This is a genomic window from Lunatibacter salilacus, from assembly GCF_009797935.1.
Taxonomy (GTDB): Bacteria; Bacteroidota; Bacteroidia; order Cytophagales; family Cyclobacteriaceae; genus Lunatibacter; species Lunatibacter salilacus.
The window spans coordinates 1-26,077 of record NZ_VOLC01000032.1 but is presented as its reverse complement, the minus strand read 5'-3'; the positions used below and the strand labels follow the sequence as shown (position 1 = coordinate 26,077).

Below are 26,077 nucleotides of genomic sequence, written 5' to 3'. Positions count from 1 at the left end.
AAACAGATAGTAAAAAAACACCGGGAAATAGATGATCCATGTGGGCCAGTATTCCCAGTGAAGAAGTTTTGTCCATAGATTTGAGCGACTAATTTTGTTCATCGTGAAGTTAAAAGGATTCAGCAAAATAGATGTAGAAGCCGGAAGAATCCGGGGTGATGCTGTAATCAAAGCGAACATTTGTACGGTCTTTTTTGCTTACCCTAAACCTGAGACCTCCTCCAGCGGCCACATGAAGCTCTTCGAACAATTCCGTTCGTATGTTTGGATATACTCTTCCAATGGATCCAAACAAAACAAAACCAACCCGTCCGATCACATGTTGGCGAAACTCTGATTGCAGTACCATGAAGTGGTTATCCCGGAATCTACCCTGATAGTATCCCCTGTGTAAAAGAGGTCCACCTAAAGTCGGTAATACCCGGTATGGAACACTCCCAGCGGAAAATTGCGCCACAAACTGGTTGGCCCAAGTGGCATTTTCTCCCAATTTCCAATAGTCGCGAATATCAATGGATGCCAGGCCAAAATAAATTGGGTGTTCTGATGCTTGTCCAAAACCAAAAATCGGGGTAAACTCCAAAAAGCTTCCACTGGATGGAGAAAGAATATGATCTCTTCTATCCCACATAAATGAGGGGCCCAAGCCCAGGTACGAATATCCTTTTTCACCATTTTCAGGAGTGATGTCACTGAAGATAATTTCCCCGTCGGGAAAATCAGGTACTAGCATTTGTCCCTGAAAGGCAATCCCCAAATAGGTGTCGTTTTCCAGTTTGACATAATTCTTACTGTTAAGTGTGAAGGCAGAGAATTCATAAAGAGTTCGGTTTGCTTCTTGGGTTTCATTACCCAATCCGTAGTAATATTCCGGGAATTTACGATAGTCTAGGCTACCATTCAGGAAATAGTTGTCCTTAGAAGTATAAATTTGCCAGGGGATTGTCAGCAGATACTGGCGGTTTTGTGTGTACGTGGCAAATAGCCGGATATTTGATTTTCTCCGGCTATCCCTAGAATAATAGCTGTAGAAGGCGAATGCCTCAAAAGCTATTCGGGTTTCAGGGGTATAATAGGCCAAAGGCAATACCTTGAAGATGGTGCTGTCATTTTCAGCTTCCTGGCCATAGGTCAGTTGACAGACAGCGACAATTAGCAGTGTCATAACCACATTATTCACCTTTTTCACTAGCTTTATCTGTATTGGCAAGGATTACGTTGAATTAGTTTTCTTAAGCTTTTGATTAGTAATACCGGATATCGTACTATAGATTCACGCTTTGAACCAAAGGCGGCGACACTTAATTTTCAATATACAGCTTCAAGATTACCTCATCGGACATGACCCAGCTATTTCCTCCAACGCCAAAGTCCTTACGGTCCAGTTGGCCGACGATAGAAAATTGGGTTTTCCCCCCGGATTCCTTTACGGCTACCTTCAATTCGATTGGCTGTGTTGTCCCCTTTATCGTTATATTACCCTTGACAAGAAGTTGCCCCGCATTTGGAGCGCTAACGTCTGTGGATTGAAAGGTAATCGTGGGATACTTCTCCAGATGAAAATACTCCTCCTGCTTAAGGTGATTGTCTCTTTTATTGATTCCCGTACTAAGGGAACTGACCTCAATTTTTGCGGAAAAACGGCTTTTTGTTGGATGGGATTTATCATACTCTACACTCGTAGTGAATGAATTGAAAATTCCCTCTACATTCAACCCCAAATTTCGGATATTAAATTTAATGTAGGATTCCTCCTTTGTCCCTTCCCAGTTTGCAGGACGGTCCAAGGGGTCGGGGATGGCAACCCAGAACCATAGAACAAATAAGAATGATAAATTCATGTTAATAAAGTTTAGGATTAATTAAAGGGATTATATGAAATGGCTAAGAATATCAAAACAGGCTTGTATCTAAATCTGTCGTTTGCGTTAGCTAATTCCTGCCTGCTGGTATATTCCGAGAAAGTCATGTCCATACCTCCACGCAGCCAGGTTTTTTCTGACAAAGCGTAAGCGATATAGAATTCTGATTTGATCTGTCCCCGATCATTGTCACCGCCCAGGAGCAGGTTAAATGAAGTGGGGCTGGCTTCCACTGTCTCGGGAAATTGCCCGGTGTTTGATGAGGAAATAAACTGTGCATTGGTGGTGCCGCCAAATCCCAGCCCAATGGCATCGATATTAAACCCAAGTTTGAATTTCGGACTAAACTGATATTGTAAATTTATTAGGGCACTTAACCCCATGGTATGGGCACTATTCACAAAGAGTGTATCAATGGTCGCGTTATCGCCGGTGAGATCGGCAGGTGCTGTTATATAGTTCAGGTCAGTACCAGTGAATCCCGAAAACCGGACACCGTATCCCAGCCGGAATTTGTTGGAGGAAAAGAGCCCATAGCTGGTATTCCAGGATAGCGCATAGGAAAAGCTCCTGTTTTCCCCCATACCCAAAGCTAGGTCAATGTTGGACTCTTTTTTAGGCAGTGTACCCTCTTGGGCCTGTACACAAGTAACGGCGAGAAAAAACACACTAATGAACAAATAGAATTTTAATAAATTTTTCATGGTAAGTTTTTTTGGTATAAATTAGAATTGATGCAAAGCATCGACAATTTGCTTGGCAGAGGCACAGTTTATTATTTCTCAAATTGGTTAAGACGACTCTCCCTAAAAAAAACGAACGCAATGGCCAAAAAGCCAACTCCGGTCAGAACCGGCGGAATCATAAAATTACCTATCCCCATCACGATCACCGCGAGTGCTAGGATAGCCAAAACGATAGCTGCTATTTTTTTCATATGATTATAATTGTTTTTGAATGGCCATATGGAATCTCGCATGTATTAAAATCATCCCTATATGTGAGGTTCTCCTCATGCTCGATTTCATGGTGTTTAAATTTTTGTCTAATTATACTCCGGATAAAATTTCACTATTGCATGCGCATTAAGTGAAAATGCGCATTCACATAGTCTTCTTATTTGGATCATTAGACGGCGGGGTAGATGTTTCCTGACAGAGAATAATAATAATTTTTTCCAAGAGTTGGTGGGTGGTTCACTTCATCTTTACCTGATTTTGAAGTGACATTCCAGTTTCTTTCACTTCAAACGGCATCAAGTAGGGAATTTGATTTGCTCTATTGGTTAAAAAGTCATTTACTTAAATCACAATCTATTTTTGCTTTCAATTGTATTTTTATTTAATTCGGTACAATTTTAAATATATTATTCTGCATTAGAATTGAAGATTTATGCTGTTGAAGAAAATATCAGGGGTAAAGTGATAATAATGCGTTACGTTTCCCAATTCAGTACCGACTACTAATTGAGTTTAAATGACAGTTGATAAGGACTATGATGACGAAAAGGCCATTCGGGATATTGGTTTAAACGTTGACCTTCAAAAACCGATTAGGTACTTATATGCCTGCCATTACAATGGCGTTGAGCGATATATCCTGCGAAATAGCGGAAGTACCTTTGATGCTGAAGATATCTTTCAGGAGACATTGATGGTCACCATCAAGGCGATTCAGGGAAGTAGATTTCGGGCTGATTCCAGTTTGAAATCCTATGTTTTCGCCATTGCGAAGAATTTGTGGATTTCGGAATTGAGAAGAAGGAAAAGTGCTTCCAAAAGAGCTGAAATTTATACAGACGAACAGGATATGCAAATAAAGCCCACAACCAACGAGCTCATTAGGAATGAGGACTTTAAGTTAGTTTTAGGTCTGTTCGAGTCGTTAGGGGGGAAATGTAAGCGAATACTTTTACTTTTTTATTATCAGGACATGAGCATGAAGGAGATTATGGAGGCAGAAAATTACACAAGTGAGCAAGTAGTGAGAAACAAGAAGTATAAGTGTCTCAAAACGTTAATAGATCAGATTAAATCCGATCCTATCCTGTATGAAAATGTTAAAGATGCTTTAAATTATGAATAAGCAGGAAATATTTGAGTTACTGGAGGACTACCTGGAGGGTCGTTTGGATGATCGGGCCAAAGTTGATCTTGAAAGTAAAATAGCTTCTGATGTTGAACTTAGGGAGCAGTTGGAACTATTAACTTTTACAAAAAGGCAACTGAAAGATGTTGGTCTATGGCGGGAAATCAATTCAGTGCACGAAACTTTCAAATCTGACAGGGAGAAAAAATCAAAAGGACAAGTAATTTCTCTTTTTGGAAAGAAATGGATTGGTATTGCGGCTTCTTTTCTGCTGATTTTTGCTTTCATTTCTATTAGCTTATATCAACTCCAGCCCTCGAAGATTGTCGATGACAATTATATCGCATACAAACTCCCCGTAATGCGGTCGGAGGAAGGCCAACATACTGCGGTAGAATTGTTTTATCAGCAGCGTGACTGGGATAATCTACTGAGTTGGGTAGAAAAGGAGCAGTCTCCTGAACAGAAGCCTTATTTTTTTGCCGGGTTGGCCTCATACGAGAAAGGTGCTTATTCGGAAACATTAAACTATTTCAATAGGGTAGGAGAAATAAATGCTAGGGCAGAAAAAAAACTTTTTGAACAGGAAATGGACTTTTATTCCTCTCTAACTTACCTCCAACTTGGGGAATTTGACGAGGCTTATCGATTGATAGACAAGATGAAGGAAAACCGCTCACACGTTTATCATGATGCTTTTGGTAGGTGGGATAGATTTAAGATCAGGTTGCTTAAATTAAAAAAAGGAGGATAGTTGGATTACATTTTGCTTCATTGAAACGATATTGGAATAGAAGTATGTTAACTAAAACCAATTAAATTGATATGAAGCGAATAACAAAAAATTATTTACAGATCGGATTTGTGCTAGGGTTAGGGATGCTTGTTGGGTGCCAGAATAATGACGACAATGTTCCCGGTACTGGTGAGGGAAGTTTGGGACTGGCTTTTGTTTTGGGATCTGGAAACAATGCCCAACCTAGTGCAAGAACCTTAACCAATGATTTGGAGATAACCGAAGGATTTATCCAGATCAAAGAGTTGGAATTGGAAATGGAGGGAAGGGACGAGAATGGTCGTTTCGAGAAAGAGTTTGAAATCGAATTTAATGACATCCGCAAAGTGACCTTTGACCAATTCGACGAATCCAGCGATTTCTTTATCAACATTCCAGAAGGTGAATATGAAGAAATTGAATTGGAACTGGATCTAATTGACCATAGGAATGAACCTTCAATTTATTTGGAAGGACAATATAGCGGTCAAGATGGTGATGCTTATCAGGTTGTTTTTGAATATTTCGGCGATGATATTGATTTTGAAGTGGAAATCGAAGCTGAAGACGATAATGCTTATTTCCGGATAGACAGAATTAACAATCCCTTGGCCCTCTTAGAAATTAACGCCTATTTATGGTTTAGGGATATTAGCAACGCTGAATTGGATAATGCCCAAAAAGATAATGACGTTATCCGAATTACAAGAAATACCAATAATGCCATGTATTCGAAAATTGTAAACCGAATCAAAGCGTCGTCTGAAATTGAAATTGAATTAAGATAGGAAAGAGGATCAATCTTCAACACCTCCTTTTTTTTCTTAAAGGAGGTGTTTTTTGATCAAGTAAAACATCATGAAATCGAGCATGAGGAGAGCGTCATACACTTGGATGATTATTTGCCATGCGAGATTCCATTTGACCTTTGAAAGACAAAAAATAAACAGATGAAAAGAGCGAATATTACCAGCATTGAATAAACGAAAGGCCATTTTGCTCCCGCTTGCAAACCTGTGGGATTTCCTATATAAACCAATTGCGCCCAATAACGGGGATGGCGAAACTGATTCATTTCGGGGTCGGACAATAAATCGATTTTTGCCAGTTGTAACGATTTTGTGATGCTATTTCCCCGTTCTAAATAGTGGTAAAATTTTGAACTTAAATAGGAAGACGTCAAGTCTTCCATTTTCCATAGGGAAGTGATAACATTTGGGCAACCAGCGTATGCAAAGGCTCTGGAAATACCTAATACGCCCTCGCTGGCACTAATCTCTCCGTAATTTGATTCACAGGAACTGAGGTAAATTAAATCAGTATGTTCAAATGTCTTGTATTGCAATTCCTCAAGATATAATTTATGATCCTCAGTATCCGGATAAAACGCAATAAAACTTTGGTAAGGGGACTCCAGAACGGCCTGGGCGTGGGTGGCAAGATGAAGGATATTGTGGTTTCCAACAGATTCTAAGAATTGTAATTTGGTCGCGGCTTTTCCAATCAATTTCTTGCCGGGAAGCAGTTCTATTTCCGATAGAGAATATGGTAAATCATTGAATGATGAATGGGGTATAGGATGTGCGTAGGGAGCCAAGGAAAGCATATTATCCATTGACACTAGCTTGGCGTTTTCAGTTTCCAGGAAATTTACGGAAAACTGATATCCGATAGAGAAGTTTTCTATCAAATACTCATTTGAGGAGTTTACCAACAGATCAAATGGAAAATCCCTCCATATTCCGTGAGGAATGATTAGTAATTCCTCATAAACTCTTAAATTTTCTTCAACTCCAGTAAAGAATTCCTTGAAAATTTCATGCGCTACACCCCTTAGGTCAAATCGCTCTCCCATTTCAGCAGTAAAAATCGAGGTTTTAAAATGTGCTACTTTTTCCGAAAATAATTTATCCAATGGACGGCTGATAACATTCAATGAATTTTTGTCCAAATAGAAAAGGTGCCGGTTCGTCTTAGACTCAAAAACAGAAATTAAAAGCTTTCCTCTGGAAAGAAAAGTGTTTTGAAGTTCTTCGATATTTTTGATTTTTCCTGTGATTTTGGCATTAACGAAGTCAGGAAATTCATTGAAACGAAGGTGAAGGGTAGACAATTTCAAGCGAATGTCCAATAATTCCTTTTGTATGGATTGGCCAGCTTCCAAATCCTCAGTCGCATTAAGTTGCTGGATCAAATTGGACATCTTAAAATTCAGCTCATTTTCTTCTTCCAATAAAGCCGCCGGAATTCCGAATTGTGATTTGATTTTTTTTTCATTTTGACCAGCAAGCAAACTGATGGACTTGCTGCTTTCGGCCCAGAGAAAGGCCTGTTCCAGTAAGGATTTAGTTGGTGAGATCGAGTATTTTTCAAGAACTTGCTCAATGGCTTTTTGATAGGCCGGGAGAACCGATTCTCCCAAAAACACCCTGGCGACATCATTGTCGTAAAAGGCGTTGAGGTAAACGACTTTGTTGAAAGCTTCCTGGTAGGTATTGGTTGCGGCTTCCCAGTACTTGCCATCTGATTCATTTGATGCCAGTTCTACCAGCGTATTAGCCTTTAGGATCAAATTGTCAAATAACGCATAGGCTGCGAAACCCATTCCATGATCATCGGGATTCGACAGGGGGTTTAGATCCGAGAAACTCGGATCAAAATGAAGGATAGCCCGGTGGAAATGGGTAAGTGCTTGTAGATATTTTTTTTCTTCCATATAAATTCTCCCAAATAGTCTGTTAGTATAACCCAATTTAAAATTGCGGTCGCCTTCTAAAAAATCCTCGTCAGACGCTTCATGCCGTTCAATTAGCTCTTGGAGGACAATCCTTGCGTTTATATAATCACGCTTCTGGAGATAAATTTCAGCCACTTTGTTGGCATAGCCGATAGTTTGTCTCGTAGTTGGGGAGTTGATTTTTTGCAAAAAGGAAAAAGCGGAGTCAGGTTCTCCTAGTTCCAAGTGCAAATCCACAAGATCCAAATAGGTTACATCGGTGTTTATATTCAAATGAACGAGTTCATGAAAGGCTCTTTTTGCACTGTCTAGCTTTTTTAATTTAACTAAAGCGGTAGCGATGTTTGATGTAAAAGAAAAATAGGCATATTTCATATAGGAGTCCAATTCAGACGAATCCCGGTCTCCAATTACTAAGTCTTTCGCCTTTGTAAAGTAATTAATAGCTTGGGCAAAATTTCCGGTTTCATAATAATAGACTCCCAAAGAATTGTATAACCTGGATCCTTCATTTTTTGAATCCATCAGCTCAAAAATACGTTCTGCCTTTTTAAAAAAATGAATGGCACTGTCAGGCTTGTTTAATTTGTAATACGCCTCCGCCATAAACAAATTGGAACCAAAAAAAAGAGAATCCTCCAACTCGGGAGATTTATCTAATGACAACGCAGACCAATAGGCCGCGATGGCATCTTGGTCTTCCTCCATGATGAGATTAAGGTTTCCCAATTTTTCATATACTTCCAATAACTTCGCTTTCCCCAAAACATCCTCCTTGTTTTCAGCATTTAAAATGGCTGTAAAAAATGCTTTTGCAGTACTGTCTGTTTCAGAGCTGGGAATTTCAGCATAATACAGTTCCATCCCTAGCCGATACATTTCCTTTAATTCATCTTCACCTGTAGCATCGCTAAAGGGGAATTGCATGAGCAGGAAAGCAAGGAGCCATTGAGGTATAAACATCATCTATTTTTAGAGAAATGATAATTCATATACATTACTGTAGTCTGGAGACAATGAGTAAATATGGAGGCCTTGGTTTTACGCTTAACATACGGGCTACCCTTAGATTAGGTAGTTGTTGACCCAATATCTGATTCCTTTTTTCCCCAATTTCATCCAATAGGCTTTGGGGAATATCGGCGGACGTTTCATAATAATAAATCCGAATATCAATGCTGTTCAACGCTCTCAAACTGGCATCGTCTAACCGGTAGTACATTTTAAAATCGGAGAACGTACCATTAGCGGGCGAGGAACCTAATGCCCCATTGTTCAGAGTTCTTTCTAGATTAATCGCCCCATTGGAAGAGTTGATAGATACCCCAATATCCGCCAAATTCTGGCTATCAGGACCTGTTGCATCAAATTCGCAATCGTCGTCATCATCGTCGTCGTCGTCGTCGTCATCATCGTCATCGTCGTCATCGTCGTCGTCATCGTCATCACAAGGTATCATAGCCGCAGCGATGCCGTTGTAAATAGGAAAGGCTTGGGTTTCGCCCTGGTCTAAGACATAAATCTGGTCTAAATAATTGATACCACTTATTGTCAAAAACACATTACAGGCAGGTGCTCCATTTGAAGGAGTAAAAGTGATCTCATACTTCAATCCTGTTTCGCTTGCGTTTACGTCAATATCTCCTGTTAGGGGGTCAACAGCCAATCCTTCCGGAATTACGGAAAACGTACCCGAAAGCGCTGTTACCGGGGATATGAGCTGTTGCTGTTGCTCATTGATAAAAAAGAGTGTGTCGGTGTAAGAAAAACCCGAGCAGTTAAATGTACTGCCGCTTCCACCCGGTAAACCTAAGTTTTCTGTCAATGCATCATCAGCTGACCCGCATGAATGTAATGCAAATGGTAAAAAGAGCGTGAACAGAAGGACATTTAATGTATATTTTTTCTTTTCCATACTTGAAATACAATAGTATATATCGTGAATATGTTGGCCGACAGTTAATGACTTACGTGAATACCAATAACTATTCCGTTTTTGGCTATTCTACTAATGTTTAATGGAGCAAATCTTGTCGGGAGGTATTAATCAACTGGAAAACCTGCGATTTATACTTTTAATTTTTACCAATATCATAGAGAAATTGTCCTGCGTTTTGTCCCGACAATGATTTAATATGATTCCTTTTATCTGTTCCAGTTTTTCGGATTCAGATAACCAACATTCAATATGTTTATCCCTCTCCTGCTCTAAAAGCCCGTCGGTACAAAGAAGGAAATAATCGTTTACTTTGATATCCTTAATCATTTTCACCTCTGGAATTCGATCAGATTTTGCGGTGCTTAGCGTTCTTGTAATTGAATTTCTTTTTGGGTGAGTTCTCCTTTTATCTAAGGACAGAAGGCCTTGCTCTACCAAGGTATTGACATATGAATGGTCCCATGTCTGGTAAAGGATCTTGCCATCCCGTACCTGATAGATCCTAGAATCTCCCATCCAAGCTAACGTAGCGCCGTCCTGATGGAAGCATACAGCAGTCATTGTCGTCTTCATTCCCCGGGTTTCGGGATGATTATTTTCATAATCTCTTAATTTTTCTCTGGCGTACCTGACTGCAACGTTCATAACTGATTCATTATGGATAATGTTGGGGTTTGTTTGAAAAAACTCTTCCATGGACTCACAAACAATTTTGGAGGCAATCTCTCCAAAAGGAGAACCCCCAACGCCGTCACAACAAAAAAATGCATTCCTGTCACACACGGCACTATTGTCAGAAGGAATGATATAGTCCTCATTGGTTTCCTTTTTGCCAATTCCGGAGAAGCATTGAGGTGGATAGAGGTTGATTTCGTAACTCATGTTTAAATTTTATCAATTAGATCCAGTAAAAGATGGCTGAAATACAAGGCCAACTTCGATTGTAAAAAGGCGGCGTTTGAATCGTTTAGAATATCCCTTGCGGTTAGTAATTCCACAGAGCTGATTTTTCCCAGCCTGTATTTTTCCTCCTGCAAGGTATAGGACAATATATTTTTTTCCCATGCCTCACGGGTGATGATATAGCGTTCTCTGGATGTGTTAAAGTCATTAATCAACTGAAGGGTGGAAGATACAACGGCATTTTCCTGTTCAGTCCTCCGCAAGCGGTTAGTGTGTAAGTTGATTTTTTCCTGTTTGACTCGATTCATGTTTCCCATTTGGGTAAAAACAGGTATACTCAGGTTAAAACTCAAATATTGGCCTAGGTTATTTTGAACCTGTTGAGGGAGAAACATCTCGCCGTTTTGGCTGTTTCCTAGATTCACATTGTAATTGGAGAACACACTTCCCCCTATGCGCAAGGTTGGGAAAAAGCTCCGATTTGCAACTTTTAAGATCATTTCTGATACTTTTATTTGAGCGTCAGATTGTCGTAGAGCGGGGTGGTTTTGACGGATAAGTTTTAAAATCTCCCCTTCATAGATGGGATTATAGTAGATTTTCTCAATTTCTGAAGTATCTACAGGGGTTAGGGAAAAAGATGTATCAACAGGTAAATTTAACAATTCCCGGATTTTTTGCAGGACGACCGCAGACTCATTCTTTACTTGGAGGTATTCTGCCTTTTCGGTGCTTACCCTGGCTTCGAAGGTATAGGCTTCGTATTGGGAAAGCCTCCCGATTTCAACTTTTTCATAAATGATATTTAACTCATTTTCCAGCGTTTCGATATTGCTTTGAATCACCTTTATCTTTTCCTCTAAAAGGATTTGATCGGCATACAGCTGGGTTAATGAAAATTTCAAATCCAATTCAGCCGCTTTTTGGATGTAAAGCGCCTCCTGGATTCCAAACTCCTGTTGTTTTATCGAAAGTAGATTTCTGAAACCGGAAAATATCGTCATCCTCAGACTTAATCCCATTTCGCCACCACTAAAGCGCTCAAAAGCAAAAGAATTGGTAACGGGGTCAATATTTTTTCCAAAGGAAAAATAATGATTCATATCATAGGTAAGCGAGGGAAGTAACTGAAACTGGGCAGTTGATTTTTCAATTTCCTGTATTCGCACGTCATTTTGGAATTGCTGAATGGTCAGGTTTTGCTCCATTGCAAGCCTGTAGCAGTCCTCCAACGATAGCGAAGTCTGCGCTTGGGCCTGCAAACAAAGGACACCCAGACCTGTCATGAATGTCATTAACCATCTCATGATCCGTCAATTTTATTGAAGATTTTTTTCACAAACATTTCGTAAATCGACCTCCTGCTTAAAATAATCTCACCTCTTACAGCGTACCCGGAACGAAGGGTTAAAGAAGTTTCCTCTGGAAGTTTTATATGTGCGTAGAAAAATTCATTCTCTTTCCTTTCTGCTATAAAATCCAAAGTTCCTTCAAGCGTACCATACTGATATTGATTAAAAGCGTCAAGTTTCAATCTTGCGGGTAAACCCTTCACGAGGTAGGGCAATTCCCTTTCAGGGACCGTAACTTTGGCATAGTAATTTACGGTCTCGGGAGCGATGCTTGCCAGCAAATCACCTTTTTGAATCAGGTTACTAGACAGCTTGGTGTTGAACAGAAAGTTTACAGTCCCATATTCTTCCGCTATTATATACTGCAAATCCAAATCATTGTCTACTTGAGCCTTTGTTGCATCTGCGAGTCTGATTTGGTTTTGCAATTCAATTTTTGTCTGCTTTAGTGTATTTAGACTTTCTTCCAATTCCAGCCTGCCGAGGGCCAACTCATTTTCCATCTTTTGATAAGCGTTTTTTGCCAATTGTTTTTCGCTCCCATAAGTCATACTTTCATCTTCTACCTGGGCAATCCGTTCTTTGAGGGCCAAGTACGCATCTCTGGTATCGTTGAACTCATACTTGCTCAACATATCCTTATGGAATAAAATGGAGTCCCCTTCGTATTTTTCTTTGGCTGATTCCAGCCTACCTTTCATGAGTTCAAATTGGTAGGCAGTCATCTCTAGGTGGCTTTCCAGCAATTTGGTGTCTAGTTCCAGCTTCTGAGAGGAAATTTGATTGCTGCTCGCATAAGTGCTGATCTTTTTGTTTAATGCGGACTGAAGTCCGCCAATGGACTGTACTCTTGCCTTTAAGTATTCCAATTCATGTTCTATTTTGCTTTTTTGGGCGACCAATTCCCGGTTTTCCAAGATGATCAGGGTATCCCCCGCACTGACTGATTTTCCCTCTCTGGTTAGAATCGCCTTAAATTGTCCATCGAATGGGGCTTTTAGATCAATTTGGGGGTTGTTGGCAATGATTTCCCCCTCCCGGATGGTGACTGAATCGTTGATTCGAATGCTGAAAAACAGAATCAATACCATCATAGTAATGAAGATAAGGCTTCGGAAAAACCAGATGGTAAACTTATGCTCCCTGATACTGTAGTTGTAGTTGTTCGATGGCTCCATCTTTGACAATCATTTTTTGGGTAAACGAAACATATTCCAACGGCTCATGGGATATGATAATGAAAGATCTATCTACCTGTCGGTTTATGTAGTTTTCGATTTTCTCCCGCGACTCGCGGTCTATTCCGGATAAGGTTTCATCCAGAATGATCAATTCAGCTTTTGATAGGAATGCCCGCATAAGTAGAATTTTTTTTCGCTGACCAGTCGACAAGTTTCTTCCTTGTTCGTTGATGATGAAATCAAGTCCTTCTGTCTTCTCCGAAATGAATTCATAAAAGCCAAGTTCCTTGGCCAGTTCCAACACCGTACTTGTATTGGTATCGTATTCAAAGGCCATATTGTAACCCAAGGTGTCATTGAAAAGAATATCCTCATTGCTTACCAAGAGGATTTTTTTTCGAATCGATCCTTGTTGATAAAAAGAAAATTTCTCTCCGTTGAGATAAATTTCTCCGGTATCCGGCGGGTATAGTAAAGAGAGAACCTTGCAAAAGGTGCTTTTACCGGTTCCGTTACGGCCTTCCATATGGATCCTTTCCCCCCTATGTATTTTAATGTTCAGATTACTTAATATCGGCTTATTAGGAAGATAGCTAAAACCTACGTTATTGAATTCTATACATTCAATGCCACTGATTATGATTTTTTGGTGGATGGATTGGGGTTCCCGGTACGCTTCTTTGCCAAAGTCAAAATATCGGCTTAGGATGATTTCGTTTTCCTGTATATCAAGGCTTTCATCCAAAATACCCCTCACAGCGGAAAAGACCTGGGAGGAAAATGCAATATAGGTGATGATCTGACCTGCCGTGATATCCTGAAATAGTATGGCACCTCGGGAAAGGAATAGGAGAATCATCGTGGAAGCAATGGTTATGACAATATGGACCACTCCAGAGTTGACCAGACCCACGTACCTCACCCTTTTTTGAATCGCCAGAATCTGTTTGATTCTTGGAATCAACCTTTGTAGAAACACCGTTTCCATCCGAAATGATTTTATGACCTGAAGACCATCTATATTTTCAAAAAGTGCTGAAAACAAGTTTGATTTTTCAAAAAATCGACGATTCTCATTTGATCGGATAAAAGGGGTAATCAGGTAAAACCAAGCCACAAATATGACCAGAACTGCCACCACAATTAAAGTGACCTTCCAATGAATGATAAACATCAATACGAGGGCGGCAATGCTAACGAAGGCGTCTATCAATATCCTTGTGAAAAATTTGATAAAAAAAGTCTTCAACTTAAGACTGTCTTTGATTCGTTCTGTAAGGTCTCCCCTACTGAATGTTTGTATGTACCGGATCGGGTACATATTCAGCTTTTCGACAAATGAGGTCAGAAAATAGTTGTCAAATATATTTTCCAAGTGGATGGAGATGTACTTTTTATAAATCCCAATCATCAAGTTGAAAATCTTAAAAAGCATCAACCCAAATGCAAAAAACAAAAGCAGGTTTAGGTCTCTGTCCGGCAGCACATGGTCTATTAACACCTGACTTTTGAAAAGTGTAAACTGGCTAAAAAAAGAAACCAAAATCGCAGTGACAATATATATGCCCCAAAGCTTATGGAACGGAGACATTTCCTTATAAAGCCGGTAATAAGGATTTTGGATGCCGTCATTGGACGCATTAGCTTTGTCAGAAATATGCAAGTAAGCACCTTTTTTTATCGTGAGCACAACCGGCACCTTGAGCTTGATCTTTGACGCTTTAATTTTCATAGCCCGGAATTGTTTGGGCAGCATGCTCAAATCCTGATTAAACAGTAAATCTTGCAAAAAATTCTTTTCGGCACTCTCATTCGCAAATCCGAAATTTTCTTTCAGATAGGAAAAATAGGTGAGCTTATTGACAGTTGTATCTGTATCCAACTCGTCGATTTTCTCCGAAGAAATGTTGTACGCTCCCAATTCTTGGTGGACTATTTGCCGAATAATATCAGTATTGTCTAGCAAATCATAGTTAACCGTACCATAGTGTGCCCGATGCATCAATTCAGAAAAGGACCATAAATAGGACTGGCCGTCCGCAGGGTCCAAAATTTTGAGTTTTTTGTTTTTAAGGCCTTGGATAACAACAAAATGCAGGCCCTTTCTATTTTTGATGGATAGGATGCAGGGAAGCGCATCCTTTATCTTTTGGCTGTCAAACTTAAGGCTATTGACATCGAGTAGGTTGAATTTCACATCGAAATGTTGGCTTTCAAAGAAATCTTTGATGTCATGAAGACTTGATCCTGTTTCAGAAATAAAAATATTGTCTTCGATATATTCCCTTCCTACAGGTATATTATGCAGGTTGTAAATAATCTTGGCAGCGCTGATGCCGCAATCATTGTGTTTCAGTTGCTGTTCATTCACACTACGCATAGTACTTCCTTTCTTTTCCTGATAATACTTGGTTTTCGAAGTGAATAAGTATATCCTCGGTGTTTTTAAATCTGGTTTCGGGGTTTTTATCAACGCACCGTTCGATCAGCTTCATTAGATCGGGATTAAGTTCAGATTGCCACATGGTTTGTTTTGGGAACACAATTGGATTATTTATAATACTTGCAGCCAGATCCTCCCAAATAAATCCCTGGAAGGGTTCAGTCCTGAAAAATATAAAATACAAGACTAACCCAAGTTGATAGACATCTGAATAGTAGTCAGGATGTTTGCTGAATTTATTTAAACTTGACGTATTGATTCGCTCCGGAGGCATATAATACATGACTCCACCCTTTTTGACAGCCTCCTTTAACGCATGGTCCTCGTGAATGGCCAACCCCAAATCTATGATTTTGACCTCCTGACTGTTTTTTACCATTATATTCGAAGGATGAATATCTCCGTGGATAATTTTTGAGTCATGCAGGTGGGTAAATTCTATTAAAATTTTGTGAGCTAGGGTGTACGCATCGTTTTCAGGAAAATTGATCTGGTGTCTTAGGAATCTGGGTAAACTCTCTCCTTCAATACACTCCATTACGATATAGGCATATTTATCTTCTACCAAGTCAAAGTGATAGGCCTTGCATAAACTATCGACAGTTTTGCCTTTGCACAGCAAACCATATTCATGCTTAAACTGGGCTAACTCCTTATTATAATGTCTGGTGTTTTCTGTCTTGTGACTGTTCAATAATTTGATAACGTATGGTTGCACGCCCCCAACCTTTCTCACCCTATATAGGTCAACATTCTTTTTATTCGAAATCAAAGAAAGGATTCTATAGCATCCCAAGGTATCCCCCGCTTCAAAAAGTGGTACTCTTGGTTTTTGGTTTTCAATGTTATTTTGGCTTACTAAAAATGATTTTTTCTTAAGGATTTTAAAAATAGGCTCACAATATTCAAATAGACTGCATTTATCAGTACCAAGGTCTAGAGCAAGTTCCGATACCACCTCATCCAAGGTTTTGAATGAATCAAATTTTTCTAAAAAATGCCGCATGCTGCTGTTGATTAGAAATCCCTTTTTGAGCTGACCGGTGGTAATGACATGATGGTTTTCTTTAAATCGGTCAGGACAAAGCTCTCCATTGTATTCCATTGGAGATTGGATCTCCAAACTTTCTGAAACGCGGTATTTTTCCATGGGTTAACAATTGAAGTGAGGGTTTCCGGATCGGAAATGACAATCCAGCTACTTTAAATGAAAGATGACCCGAATAAGGTCAACTTATCGGGTCATCTTTAGGGTTTGAAATTAAGAGCTAGAAGAGCTTTCTGAACTCAAAGAGCTTTCAGAGCTTTCAGAACTATCAGAACTCATAGAGCTGGAGCTACAACCAGCCGCTACAATTTCGTTGATGTTCTCTCCTTGCATTTCCGACATGAACTTTTCTAAAGTAATCATTGTGATAAAATTTAGGTTAGATGGCTACTCTGTTATGCAGGGTTTTCGCCTTACCCCTCCAGTTACCATGGTCTGGCTTAACGCTGCCTAGGTTGGGTTAACTAGTTTCCCCAACAATTAGGCGTTGTTATTAGGTATTCGAAGCCGAGTAGGATTATGTAACTATTTAATAACAAAAAAATAATCGGATATCACTTGGGCAGAAGCCGAACCCTCGCCAAATCCCTCTATTTACATTTAAATGAAAAATGGCAGGTAAATGACATCACATTTAAGGGAAAATCCCATAGGCATGCGAACCCGTTCCAAGTGGTATTTGGAGCCATCTACACCGGACCAGACAGGCAATCCCAGACAGTCCCCGGCTTCTTTAACGGAAATGATGAATGGGTTAGCCGATTGATTACGGTGCATGACTATGAGTTTATTTCCCGTCCTGGAGAGTTGGTGGACTTTATATCCATACAGAGTTGGCGGTCTAATCTCTATTCCCTTATGCTCCAAGGCAGGGCTTTTCACGCGGACAAACCCGTAGTAAATATAGAGCATGGAGGATATGAAAAGGGTCCCTACCGGACTTTTGTGGGCAATTACACCAATCCGGAGACTTGCCTGGTGAGGACATACGAGTGTGTGTTTGCCGGAGTATATGGATCGTACTACTGGCAAAACACTTCTTGGAACATTGTAGTGTATGATCCTTTTGCCGAAGAGCATGACTTCAATCCGCCTAGGTTTGACTACTACAGGCATCTGGCGGACTTTTTCCAGAAATACGACTACAATTCATTCAAGCCTAGCATTCCTAAAATCACCACAAACAGCAGAATTGGAGCGGATAACCTGGCTACCAATGGGTATGCGATGAGCAACGGGGAAGGTACATACCTTATGTTTATCCCCAAAGACAGTGAACGGGTCAACGCGGTGCTTCCAAAGCCGGTCAGTGGTAAGTTTAAAATCACCTGGTTCAATATATTCACTGGAGAATATGAGGAGAAGGAAAGCCGGAATTGGTCCAACTGGATGGAGTTGATCAGCCCTTGGCAATATCAGGATTCAGTGCTGATAGTAGAGGAAGTGAAGTGATTTCATTACAAACCAATAAATTTCATTCCATCGGAAGTGGAAATATCCCATGAGCTAACCGCCAGACTACCATACTTGGAAACCCATTCTATAGAATTTTCACCGACTTCTCCGCTTCGCTTCATTCCTCTTGGAAAAATCCATTGGTTTGCGGGGATTTCCAGGGAGAAATCCATCGTTCTTCCAGTAAGTACCGTGTTGTTTGGCCCTTTATAGACTACTCGTGTACAGGCGGTTGAGGCTGGAATTAAGCCTATAAACGCGACAACTGTTAGCGCTAAAACGAAATGCTTTGTCTTACCTAATTTCATTTTAGAAATATAATAATTTAGAATTATTTGGTAAAGACCTTAATGGATTTTTTACTGACCGTTCGTGATTTGAATCGTATTCCACCTCCATTCAAATTCGTTGAAAAGAGTTTGCATTATATTACTCACTTTTTAGCGATTTCACCGGATCTACCATAGCTGCACGGAAGGCTTGGGAACTGATTGTGGTCATGGCCACGACAATAGCCACGATTCCTGCCAGGGGATAAATCCACCAGGCAATGTCTATCTTATAAGCAAAATCCTCCAGCCATCTGTTCATCACATACCAGGTCACTGGCGTCGCTATGACTATTGCGGCAAAGACCAACTTGATAAAGTCTATGGATAGCAGTGCGACGATACTTGAAACCTCTGCTCCCAGTACTTTTCTGATCCCGATTTCCTTTGTCCTTATCTCTGCAGTATACGTCGCCAGGCCAAACAAGCCCAAACTCGCAATCAGGATGGCCAAGATCGAAAACGCTGAAAATATTTTCCTGAATTTAAAATCAGCTTGATATTGCTTTGCAAAGTCCTCATCCAGAAAACTGTACAAAAAAGGCCTGTGGGGTGCGAGCCTTTTCCATATTGCTTCCACATCCGCTACTGTTTGCTGGATGTTATCTGACTTCACTTTCAATGACAGGTATCTGCTTGCATAGGCTTCAAATGGCAGCGTCAAAGGTTCAATATTTCGGTGCAGGGAAATAAAATTAAAATCCTTAACCACCCCGATGACTTCTCCTGATCTTCCCCATTGGTCAAATTTTTTACCGACAATATCCGCAGGATTTTCATAGCCATATTGCTTAGCCGCTGCTTCATTAATCACCAACGCAGAGGTGGAATCTGTGGGGAAATCTCTGGAATAGCTTCTGCCTGCGACCAGTTCCATATCAAAGTGGGTGATGAAATCAAGTCCAACCTGAAAAATTGCCTGACCCATGTGTGTCATTTCCCCTTCTGGGTTTTGAATGTTGGTTCCTGCATTTGGGAAGTAGCTACCGGGGACGCTTCTCGAGAAGGCAGCGGATAGTATAGCGGGATTGGCCTCCAATTCAGCCTTTAAGGCACTGGACCTCGCATTGACTGCTTCATCATAATTGAAATCCACCACTAACATCTGCTCTTTGTCAAAACCGAGGTCTTTATCAAGCAGGAAGTTCATTTGGTTATATACGATAATAGTTCCGGCAATTAGGATGACGGAAAGGCTAAACTGAAAAACCACTAGTCCTTTTCTAAGGTTTACGCCACTACTGTCAGCAACAGATATTCCTTTTAAAATCTGAACAGGCCTAAAACCAGACAGGACAAAGGCTGGATAGGATCCTGCCAAAACCCCGACGACAAGTAAAAGTCCCAGAAATAAAGGAACCGTTTGCCAATTGATATACTTGAAGATCATCAATTCCTTTCCTGTAAGCATATTCATCAACGGCATGGCTACTGTAACGAAAAGGAACGAAGCCAGCATGGCAAAAAATACGATGATGATGGATTCTCCCAGGAACTGGAAAATCAAATGTCTTCTGTCCGCACCTATGGATTTTCGGATGCCGACTTCTTTTGCACGTTCCATCGACCTGGCAGTTGACAGATTCATGAAGTTGATCATGGCAATGACCAAGATGAAAATCCCTATTACGGAAAAGACATAAATATTGGACAAACTACCCGTTTCACCAGGTTGCCTGTCTGCGTTAGATCTCAGGTAGAAATCCTTCATTTGTTCTATATGAATGGTATATAATGGGTTATCCTGCCTTGACGCCAAAAAAGCAGGGATTTTTTGGTTGAAAGAGGCTAAGTCAAAATTCTCATTCACCAGAAAATACGTATAGAAATCCGCATAGCCCCAATTATCAAATACATCAGGCCAATATTGCCTGAATGTACTAAGAGAGAGCAGCATATTGAAATTGAAATGGGAATTGGCAGGAATATCCGCAATAACCGCTGTTACGGTATAATCCCCGGAATTCGACCTGCCGGGTGAATCACTTCCCTTGAGGGTTTGGCCGATTGGGTCTTCGTTCCCAAAGTACCTTTTGGCCGTGCTCTCGGTCATCACCATACTGTATGGTGCGGTCAAAGCAGTCTTGGGATCGCCTTTAATCACCTGCCAGCTGAAAATATCAAAAGCCGTTGAATCCATAAAAAACACGCCCTCTTCTTGGTAGGAATTTTCACCATCTGTCAGCAAAATATCAGATCTCCCTGAGAATTGGACAATCTTGTCGATTTCCGGAAAATAACTTTGGATAGCAGCGCCTACAGGGGCATTGTGCCAAACCCAAAAAGGTTTGGCCGAAGCATTTTCGGATTGGTCCGCTGCTGGGAGGCTTCCGTGGGTCAATCTGTAAATCCGGTCACCTTTTTCATGGTACGAATCAAAAGACAATTCATCCTGTACAAACATGAAAATCAGAAAGCAGCAAGCCATTCCCAGCCCCAGTCCAACTATATTGATAAAGGAATAAACTTTCTTTTTTAGGAGGTTTCTCCAGGCGATGGTGATATAATTTTTGAACATAATTAAATGATTATTTATGTTTTATAGGGGAAGTAAAAATTGGCTCTGTTGGAACTTTGGTTCTCAGGTTTTTAGCTTGTGTGTACGTTTATCTTTACTAGCTATTCGCTTTTCAGCGTCATGGCGGGATTAACTCGCGAGGCTTTTAGGGCCTGCATAGTCACTGTCAAGTAGGCGATAGATAGGATTACTACAGCAGTCAGAGGAATAAACCACCATTCGAAATCAATCTTGTAAGCATACCCCGCCAGCCAATCCTGCATCAGCCAATAGCCTGCACCGGAACCGATGACAATAGATACTGCCACAATGGTGATAAATTCCCGGTTGATTACATTAAGAATAGAAAATGTGGAGGCTCCCAATACTTTTCGGATTCCGATCTCTTTGGTTTTTTGTTCAGCAATATGGGCGGATAATCCGAATAGTCCCAAACATGAGATGAGGATGGTCAAAAGGCTAAAATACTTTGCCAAATCCCTGATCCTTACATCTTCATTATACATATTCGCATAATTCTCATCCATAAATGTATACTGAAAGGGAAAATCCGGATTTAATTCTTGGGCAACTGTCCTAACTGAAGCAATAGTTTTTTGAATGTTATCAGTTCCCAAGCGGATAAAGCCGTTGGAAGCATAGGTTCTGTCCAGTAATATGATAACAGGCTCCATATTTTGGTGGAAACTTTGGAAATGAAAGTCTTCGACTACCCCGGTAATGGTGCGGTCTTTCCCGCCTAAATTAAATGAAATAGCTTCAGGATGATCATTCGTAATCAGTTCATAAGCCCTCCTGTTAATGATGGCCCCCTGCACAGAGTCAGCGCCTTTAGCCGTATTGAAGTCTTCCCCTTGAATTAGCTTTATCCCGGTAGTTTCCAAAAAGTCATAATCAACCCGCATTATTTCAAACAGTGCGGTAAAGTCAGGGTCTTTTCCTTCCCAATCTACATTACCTGTATTTGAGTTCCGGCCCAATAAGGAATGGGAGCATCTTGATACCGAAAGAATATCCGAATTTCCTGCCAAACGGTTTTTAAACGCGTCATAATTTGTGTCCAAATTCCCCTCTAATGGAATAACCAAAAGCTGCTCTTTTTCATAGCCCAGATTCTGATTTAAAGCAAAATTAATCTGTTGATAAACTACTAATGTGGATACAATAAGGATGGTAGCCAAAATAAACTGAAACAGAACCAACCCTTTTCTGGCGATTACTACACCTTTACCAGATTTGGTATGGCTACGGAATACAGATACAACTTTCGTAGCAGAGAGATAAAAAGCCGGATAGCTACCCGCTACCAATCCAGTAAAAAGAAGGATTCCAATATATTGCATCCAAAAATACATATCCCCAAAGGGAACATGCATTGTTTTACCTGTCAGGGTGTTGAAGATGGGTAATGTGAGCTGCACTAACACCAATGCCAACAGGGATGAAAAAAGAGAAATTAACAAGGATTCACTCAAAAACTGACTGACCAATGCCCCTTTTTCAGCACCCACCACTTTTCTGACGCCAACCTCTTTTGCCCGCTTTTGGGATTTAGCGGTTGAAAGATTCATAAAATTGATGCAGGCAATCAATAATATAAAGAGCCCGATCACTGCGAATAATTTGACATACTCTATTCTTCCTCCCTGCTGGATTCCGTCTTTGAATTTTCCATGAAGATGCAGGTCCTGTTGTGGGTACGCAAAAAGGCTGACATTACTTCCTTCATTTCGCTGCTGTATAACATTTTTAATATTGGCAGAGAATGTATCCCCGTTAGAATTCTTATTTAATTTGACAATGGTGCTTGGACCATTACTACCCCATTCCTTCATCCAGGAATTGTAATCTTTGTCAAACATATGCTCAAAAGGAAGCAAATATTCAAAGCTGCCAATATGGGTATTGGGTAAAGATTCCAAAACCCCCTGTACTATAAATGAAGTCTCTCCGTCCGATTCCTTCAACAGGACCGTTTCCCCAATTACATCTGTTTTCCCAAACAATTTTATTGCGGATTCTTCGGTAAGAACCATATGGGTTTTCTCAGCGAGTGCAGTCTCACGTTCTCCATGTAGCAGGTCATATTGGAGGATATGCAGGTAATCTCCGCCTGCAAACAATCCATCCATCCTTACCCTAGTGTCCCCAACTACGAACAAATTTTCTAACGTCCATGAAAATGTTGCCGCTCTTTCGATTTCCGGATATACATTTTTTAGCTCCTCAGCTAAAATGCCCGGAGTAGATGTGGTCGTAAAAATCTCCGAACCATATTTCTGATGCTCCATGATGCGGTACACCTGATCAATTTGGGTAAAATGGCGGCCCATGTTCAACTCACTTTTGACCCAAAGTCCAATCAGAATCGCTGCCCAAAGCCCAAGAGCTAGTCCGAAAAGGTTTATAAAGAAGGTAAGTTTATGCTTGGCAAAGCCACGCAAAGCGATCTTGAGATAGTTAGAAAACATATTGTCCGTGATCTGTAGAAGTTGACAAATAGAAAGGCAATTGCCAAGAGTCTGCGACATTAATGCCAACCTTAAGAGCCAAAAAAACTCCAAATAACGTATTTTACCATCCAAGGACCTGCTAAATCGGACACCATTGTTCGCCTTCGGACGAATGAGCAAAATCACACTGCATTTTAATACGTAACTTACTAACTGCTAAACCGATGGAAGGTAGGCGGAAAACCCATTATTAAATTACAAAAATCAGTGGATTTAGCTTATGGAAAAGGTTTTAAACATTTACCGTTATTATTTTTCTCACCTCTCAATCACAATCCCATCAAAATCACCCAATTTTTCAACCTCAAAAATCACCCTTCCATTTTGATAAGAAAAAGTCACGTCCTTCTCCTGAACCATGCTCCAAATTCGGGTTGGCTGAAAGTCGGTTTTTACATTAAATCCAATCCCATAAACAGGTAGCGGATTGAAATAGGTATTTCCGCTGAATCCGGTGATATTGACCAAATGCAAAATCATCCCGTCCGTATATTCTTTCCCATAGTTTTCCGGAAGGTTTAGTGCGAAATTTTGTAGAATCACTTCAACCCGTTCGTGGGAATCGGTTTGTATAAGGTCATCCACTTCAGGGAAAACATAGTCAATAATATCCAATAAGATATTTTTATGCTGCTCATACCCATGCAGGAAATAAAGTTTTCCGAGATTGATTGGCATAAGTACTGCTTTGCTGTTAGCATGCTGCTTTATGCCGACTGCGTAGAAATCAGTGGGTTCATGTCCGCCTATAATTTCAGGGGGTCCGGGTATCCCCGGAGTAAGGATTGGCAGGTAGTTTTCGTCAGCCGCCCCAAAATCATATAAACCCAAATTGAATTTCCAAAAAAGCAGCTGCTGTTTTTCAAACCTGGTAAACAGGTTTTTATTCTCTGGCTGAAGGTAAAATCCGGCTCCATCATGATTCAATTCAGAGATCTTGGCACCAAAAAGATCATGCAGCGCCTCAGGGTGATCGGAAAGGGACCGGTTGGTGGCGATGAGATGGGTGCCTTTGGAGGCTATTCGTTGCAATGCCTCCAGAGAAGCACTATCCAAACGAACTATTTCTGGAAGAATAATTACTTTGTATTTTCCGAGCGAGTTTTCCAGATGCGCAATTTGCCGATATTCAATGATGTCATATTGAATATGGGCCTCTTTTAGCATCAATTGAATTCCCCTATATTCTTGCGCTGATTCTCCAGAAGGCCATGCACCCGGAGCGATTACGGCGACTTGGGCGGGTGATGTATAATTGCCAAAGTAGGGCTCAAATTTCTTATGGTGTGCATAAATGCGCTCGAAAACTCCGTAGTTTCGCTCATCCTCATAATCTCTGAAATCACCCATCATACTCATGTCAAGTCCTGACCCGTTTGCTATATTTTCATAGAGCCGAATAGTAACTTCTTCGGGTTCGATGGCATTGTAGCGTGATTGAAAAGAAATCTGCTGTATACTGGCATTGCTGACGATATGGTCCGGAAAGGAATGGCGTGTGTTGTTTACATTGTCGGTGGCATTGTATGGCCAATATGGAAGCGTGTTTGTCTGTGACTCGTGCCGGATGATATCCACATTGTTTTCCGAATAGGTACAGATGGCGATATGCTCATTTTTGGATTTTACCAGCAGATTCAGCCGCCGGATAATATCGTCTGCCGTGTGGGTTTTGAATTCCTCATACTTTCTAAAGACTGGATCATTTCGATCCTCTACTGTCGGAAGCACCATTCCTCCGCTATATTCGGCGAAACGTTTTTTATCGTATGGATTTTGGTCTATACCATAATATTTTCCGATATATGGATTTCTTGTCTGGTAGCCGGGCATGTTGATAAAAACCCCGTCAATCGGATATAGATCAATGACCTCTTCGACAATGTTGAAAAGCTGTTCCTGCTCGTAAGGCGCGTTGATCGATACGGTATAAAGATCTTCGTTGGTGATCCGTTCGCCCTCTGAGGATAGATAAAACCAGTCCGGGTGTTTTTCAAATACGCTTTTGTGGGCCCTGCTAAAATCAAACCGCACGATCACCCGGATGCCGTTTTCATGGCATTTAGAAATCACATCACCCAGCATGTTTTCCTTCATGTAGGGGTTTGTATATTGGTATTCCAACTTGGTGGGATAAAAAGCCATAATTCCACCCGCATTGATGATTAATGTATTGGCAGAAAAATGAATCAGGTCAGCAACTAGGGAATCAGGATCCAGTGTTGCCGCTTCATAGGCGGGAAGGTTAGTTTGTATTACCCGAAGGTTGTTTGCTTTCCACCAAGGGATGCTATCGGGCCAATTCGTGGCCTCTACTTGTCCTTGCAATGGGTTGACGGCAAAAAATATCCAAGATAAGGTAATAAAGACTAATCGTGATGTATACCTGAAAATATTCCGACTATCAAATTGGATCATAAGGGTTTATTTGAAGGCTAAGTTTACATTACAGATCAGATAAAAGATAATTTCCAAAATACAAATAGTTTTTGATTTCTCTTTAATAAAGCTAAATTAACCATGTTTTTAATTTTGACAGATAAAAAAGAATGCCACGGATGCACGGATAAAGGATTGGAGCACTTGTGTTTACGTTGGCAGTAAAAACCCATCCGTGCATCTGTGGCAAAATATTAAACTATTTGGATAGGTATGCCACGGATGCACGGATAAAGGATTGGAGAACTTATGTTTACGTTGGCAGTAAAAACCCATCCGTGCATCTGTGGCAAAATATTAAACTATTTGGATAGGTATGCCACGGATGCACGGATAAAGGATTGGAGAACTTATGTTTACGTTGGCAGTAAAAACCCATCCGTGCATCTGTGGCAAAATATTAAACTATTTGGATAGGTATGCCACGGATGCACGGATAAAGGATTGGAGAACTTATGTTTACGTTGGCAGTAAAAACCCATCCGTGCATCTGTG

The 26,077-nt window shown here is 40.6% G+C and carries 19 protein-coding genes; 4 read left to right on the top strand and 15 right to left on the bottom strand.

The features are described from left to right. Positions 1-109: 109 nt before the first annotated feature. The 4 genes from FQ608_RS26445 to FQ608_RS26430 all read right to left on the bottom strand — a co-directional run bounded on the left by FQ608_RS26445 (position 110) and on the right by FQ608_RS26430 (position 2,799). Positions 110-1,189: a BamA/TamA family outer membrane protein gene (locus FQ608_RS26445; RefSeq protein ID WP_158861523.1), complete on the bottom strand. Its 1,080-nt coding sequence runs from the start codon at positions 1,187-1,189 to the stop codon at positions 110-112. A gap of 112 nt (positions 1,190-1,301) precedes the next feature. Next, positions 1,302-1,841 (bottom strand): YceI family protein, encoded by a 540-nt coding sequence (locus FQ608_RS26440; protein ID WP_158861522.1) that lies wholly within the window; start codon positions 1,839-1,841, stop codon positions 1,302-1,304. A 17-nt stretch (positions 1,842-1,858) separates the two neighbouring features. Then, on the bottom strand, positions 1,859-2,566 hold the full coding sequence (locus tag FQ608_RS26435) for a hypothetical protein (protein WP_158861521.1): 708 nt from the start codon (positions 2,564-2,566) through the stop codon (positions 1,859-1,861). Positions 2,567-2,637: 71 nt separating this feature from the next. Next, positions 2,638-2,799: a hypothetical protein gene (locus tag FQ608_RS26430; protein WP_158861520.1), complete on the bottom strand. Its 162-nt coding sequence runs from the start codon at positions 2,797-2,799 to the stop codon at positions 2,638-2,640. 539 nt (positions 2,800-3,338) lie between these two features. Here FQ608_RS26430 and FQ608_RS26425 point away from each other — a divergent pair. The 3 genes from FQ608_RS26425 to FQ608_RS26415 all read left to right on the top strand — a co-directional run bounded on the left by FQ608_RS26425 (position 3,339) and on the right by FQ608_RS26415 (position 5,513). Further along, on the top strand, positions 3,339-3,947 hold the full coding sequence (locus FQ608_RS26425; protein ID WP_158861519.1) for an RNA polymerase sigma factor: 609 nt from the start codon (positions 3,339-3,341) through the stop codon (positions 3,945-3,947). Next, positions 3,940-4,704, top strand: coding sequence for an anti-sigma factor family protein (locus FQ608_RS26420; RefSeq protein ID WP_158861518.1), 765 nt, complete (start codon positions 3,940-3,942; stop codon positions 4,702-4,704). The genes FQ608_RS26425 and FQ608_RS26420 overlap by 8 nt, the downstream gene beginning before the upstream one ends. Before the next feature lie 71 nt (positions 4,705-4,775). Continuing rightward, positions 4,776-5,513 carry a hypothetical protein gene (locus tag FQ608_RS26415; protein WP_234364421.1) on the top strand — a complete coding sequence of 246 codons (738 nt, stop codon included), beginning with the start codon at positions 4,776-4,778 and terminating at the stop codon, positions 5,511-5,513. 110 nt (positions 5,514-5,623) lie between these two features. Here the strand turns inward: FQ608_RS26415 and FQ608_RS26410 are convergent, their stop codons facing one another. The 7 genes from FQ608_RS26410 to FQ608_RS26370 form a co-directional block, all read right to left on the bottom strand. Next, positions 5,624-8,428 (bottom strand): CHAT domain-containing protein, encoded by a 2,805-nt coding sequence (locus FQ608_RS26410; protein ID WP_158861517.1) that lies wholly within the window; start codon positions 8,426-8,428, stop codon positions 5,624-5,626. A 31-nt stretch (positions 8,429-8,459) separates the two neighbouring features. Next, positions 8,460-9,377, bottom strand: coding sequence for a hypothetical protein (locus FQ608_RS27340; protein WP_234364420.1), 918 nt, complete (start codon positions 9,375-9,377; stop codon positions 8,460-8,462). A 132-nt stretch (positions 9,378-9,509) separates the two neighbouring features. Next, positions 9,510-10,283 (bottom strand): PP2C family protein-serine/threonine phosphatase, encoded by a 774-nt coding sequence (locus tag FQ608_RS26390; protein ID WP_158861513.1) that lies wholly within the window; start codon positions 10,281-10,283, stop codon positions 9,510-9,512. 2 nt (positions 10,284-10,285) lie between these two features. Continuing rightward, positions 10,286-11,611: a TolC family protein gene (locus tag FQ608_RS26385; RefSeq protein WP_158861512.1), complete on the bottom strand. Its 1,326-nt coding sequence runs from the start codon at positions 11,609-11,611 to the stop codon at positions 10,286-10,288. Further along, positions 11,608-12,834 (bottom strand): HlyD family secretion protein, encoded by a 1,227-nt coding sequence (locus FQ608_RS26380; protein ID WP_158861511.1) that lies wholly within the window; start codon positions 12,832-12,834, stop codon positions 11,608-11,610. The genes FQ608_RS26385 and FQ608_RS26380 overlap by 4 nt, the downstream gene beginning before the upstream one ends. Then, complete coding sequence (locus FQ608_RS26375; RefSeq protein WP_158861510.1) at positions 12,791-15,217, bottom strand: ABC transporter transmembrane domain-containing protein; 2,427 nt, start codon at positions 15,215-15,217, stop codon at positions 12,791-12,793. The genes FQ608_RS26380 and FQ608_RS26375 overlap by 44 nt, the downstream gene beginning before the upstream one ends. Next, positions 15,210-16,430, bottom strand: a complete 1,221-nt coding sequence (locus tag FQ608_RS26370; RefSeq protein ID WP_158861509.1) for a serine/threonine-protein kinase — start codon at positions 16,428-16,430, stop codon at positions 15,210-15,212. The genes FQ608_RS26375 and FQ608_RS26370 overlap by 8 nt, the downstream gene beginning before the upstream one ends. Positions 16,431-16,886: 456 nt before the next feature. Here FQ608_RS26370 and FQ608_RS26365 point away from each other — a divergent pair, with 456 nt between their 5' ends. Further along, positions 16,887-17,780, top strand: a complete 894-nt coding sequence (locus FQ608_RS26365) for a DUF5060 domain-containing protein (RefSeq protein WP_158861508.1) — start codon at positions 16,887-16,889, stop codon at positions 17,778-17,780. Between the two features lie 5 nt (positions 17,781-17,785). Here FQ608_RS26365 and FQ608_RS26360 read toward each other — a convergent pair whose 3' ends face one another. The 4 genes from FQ608_RS26360 to FQ608_RS26345 form a co-directional block, all read right to left on the bottom strand. Next, complete coding sequence (locus tag FQ608_RS26360; RefSeq protein WP_199856484.1) at positions 17,786-18,091, bottom strand: linear amide C-N hydrolase; 306 nt, start codon at positions 18,089-18,091, stop codon at positions 17,786-17,788. A 121-nt stretch (positions 18,092-18,212) separates the two neighbouring features. Then, positions 18,213-20,630, bottom strand: a complete 2,418-nt coding sequence (locus FQ608_RS26355; RefSeq protein WP_158861507.1) for an ABC transporter permease — start codon at positions 20,628-20,630, stop codon at positions 18,213-18,215. A 101-nt stretch (positions 20,631-20,731) separates the two neighbouring features. Further along, positions 20,732-23,161 (bottom strand): ABC transporter permease, encoded by a 2,430-nt coding sequence (locus FQ608_RS26350; RefSeq protein WP_234364419.1) that lies wholly within the window; start codon positions 23,159-23,161, stop codon positions 20,732-20,734. 240 nt (positions 23,162-23,401) lie between these two features. After that, positions 23,402-25,561: an alpha-amylase family protein gene (locus FQ608_RS26345; RefSeq protein ID WP_158861506.1), complete on the bottom strand. Its 2,160-nt coding sequence runs from the start codon at positions 25,559-25,561 to the stop codon at positions 23,402-23,404. Between the last annotated feature and the right edge of the window lie 516 nt (positions 25,562-26,077).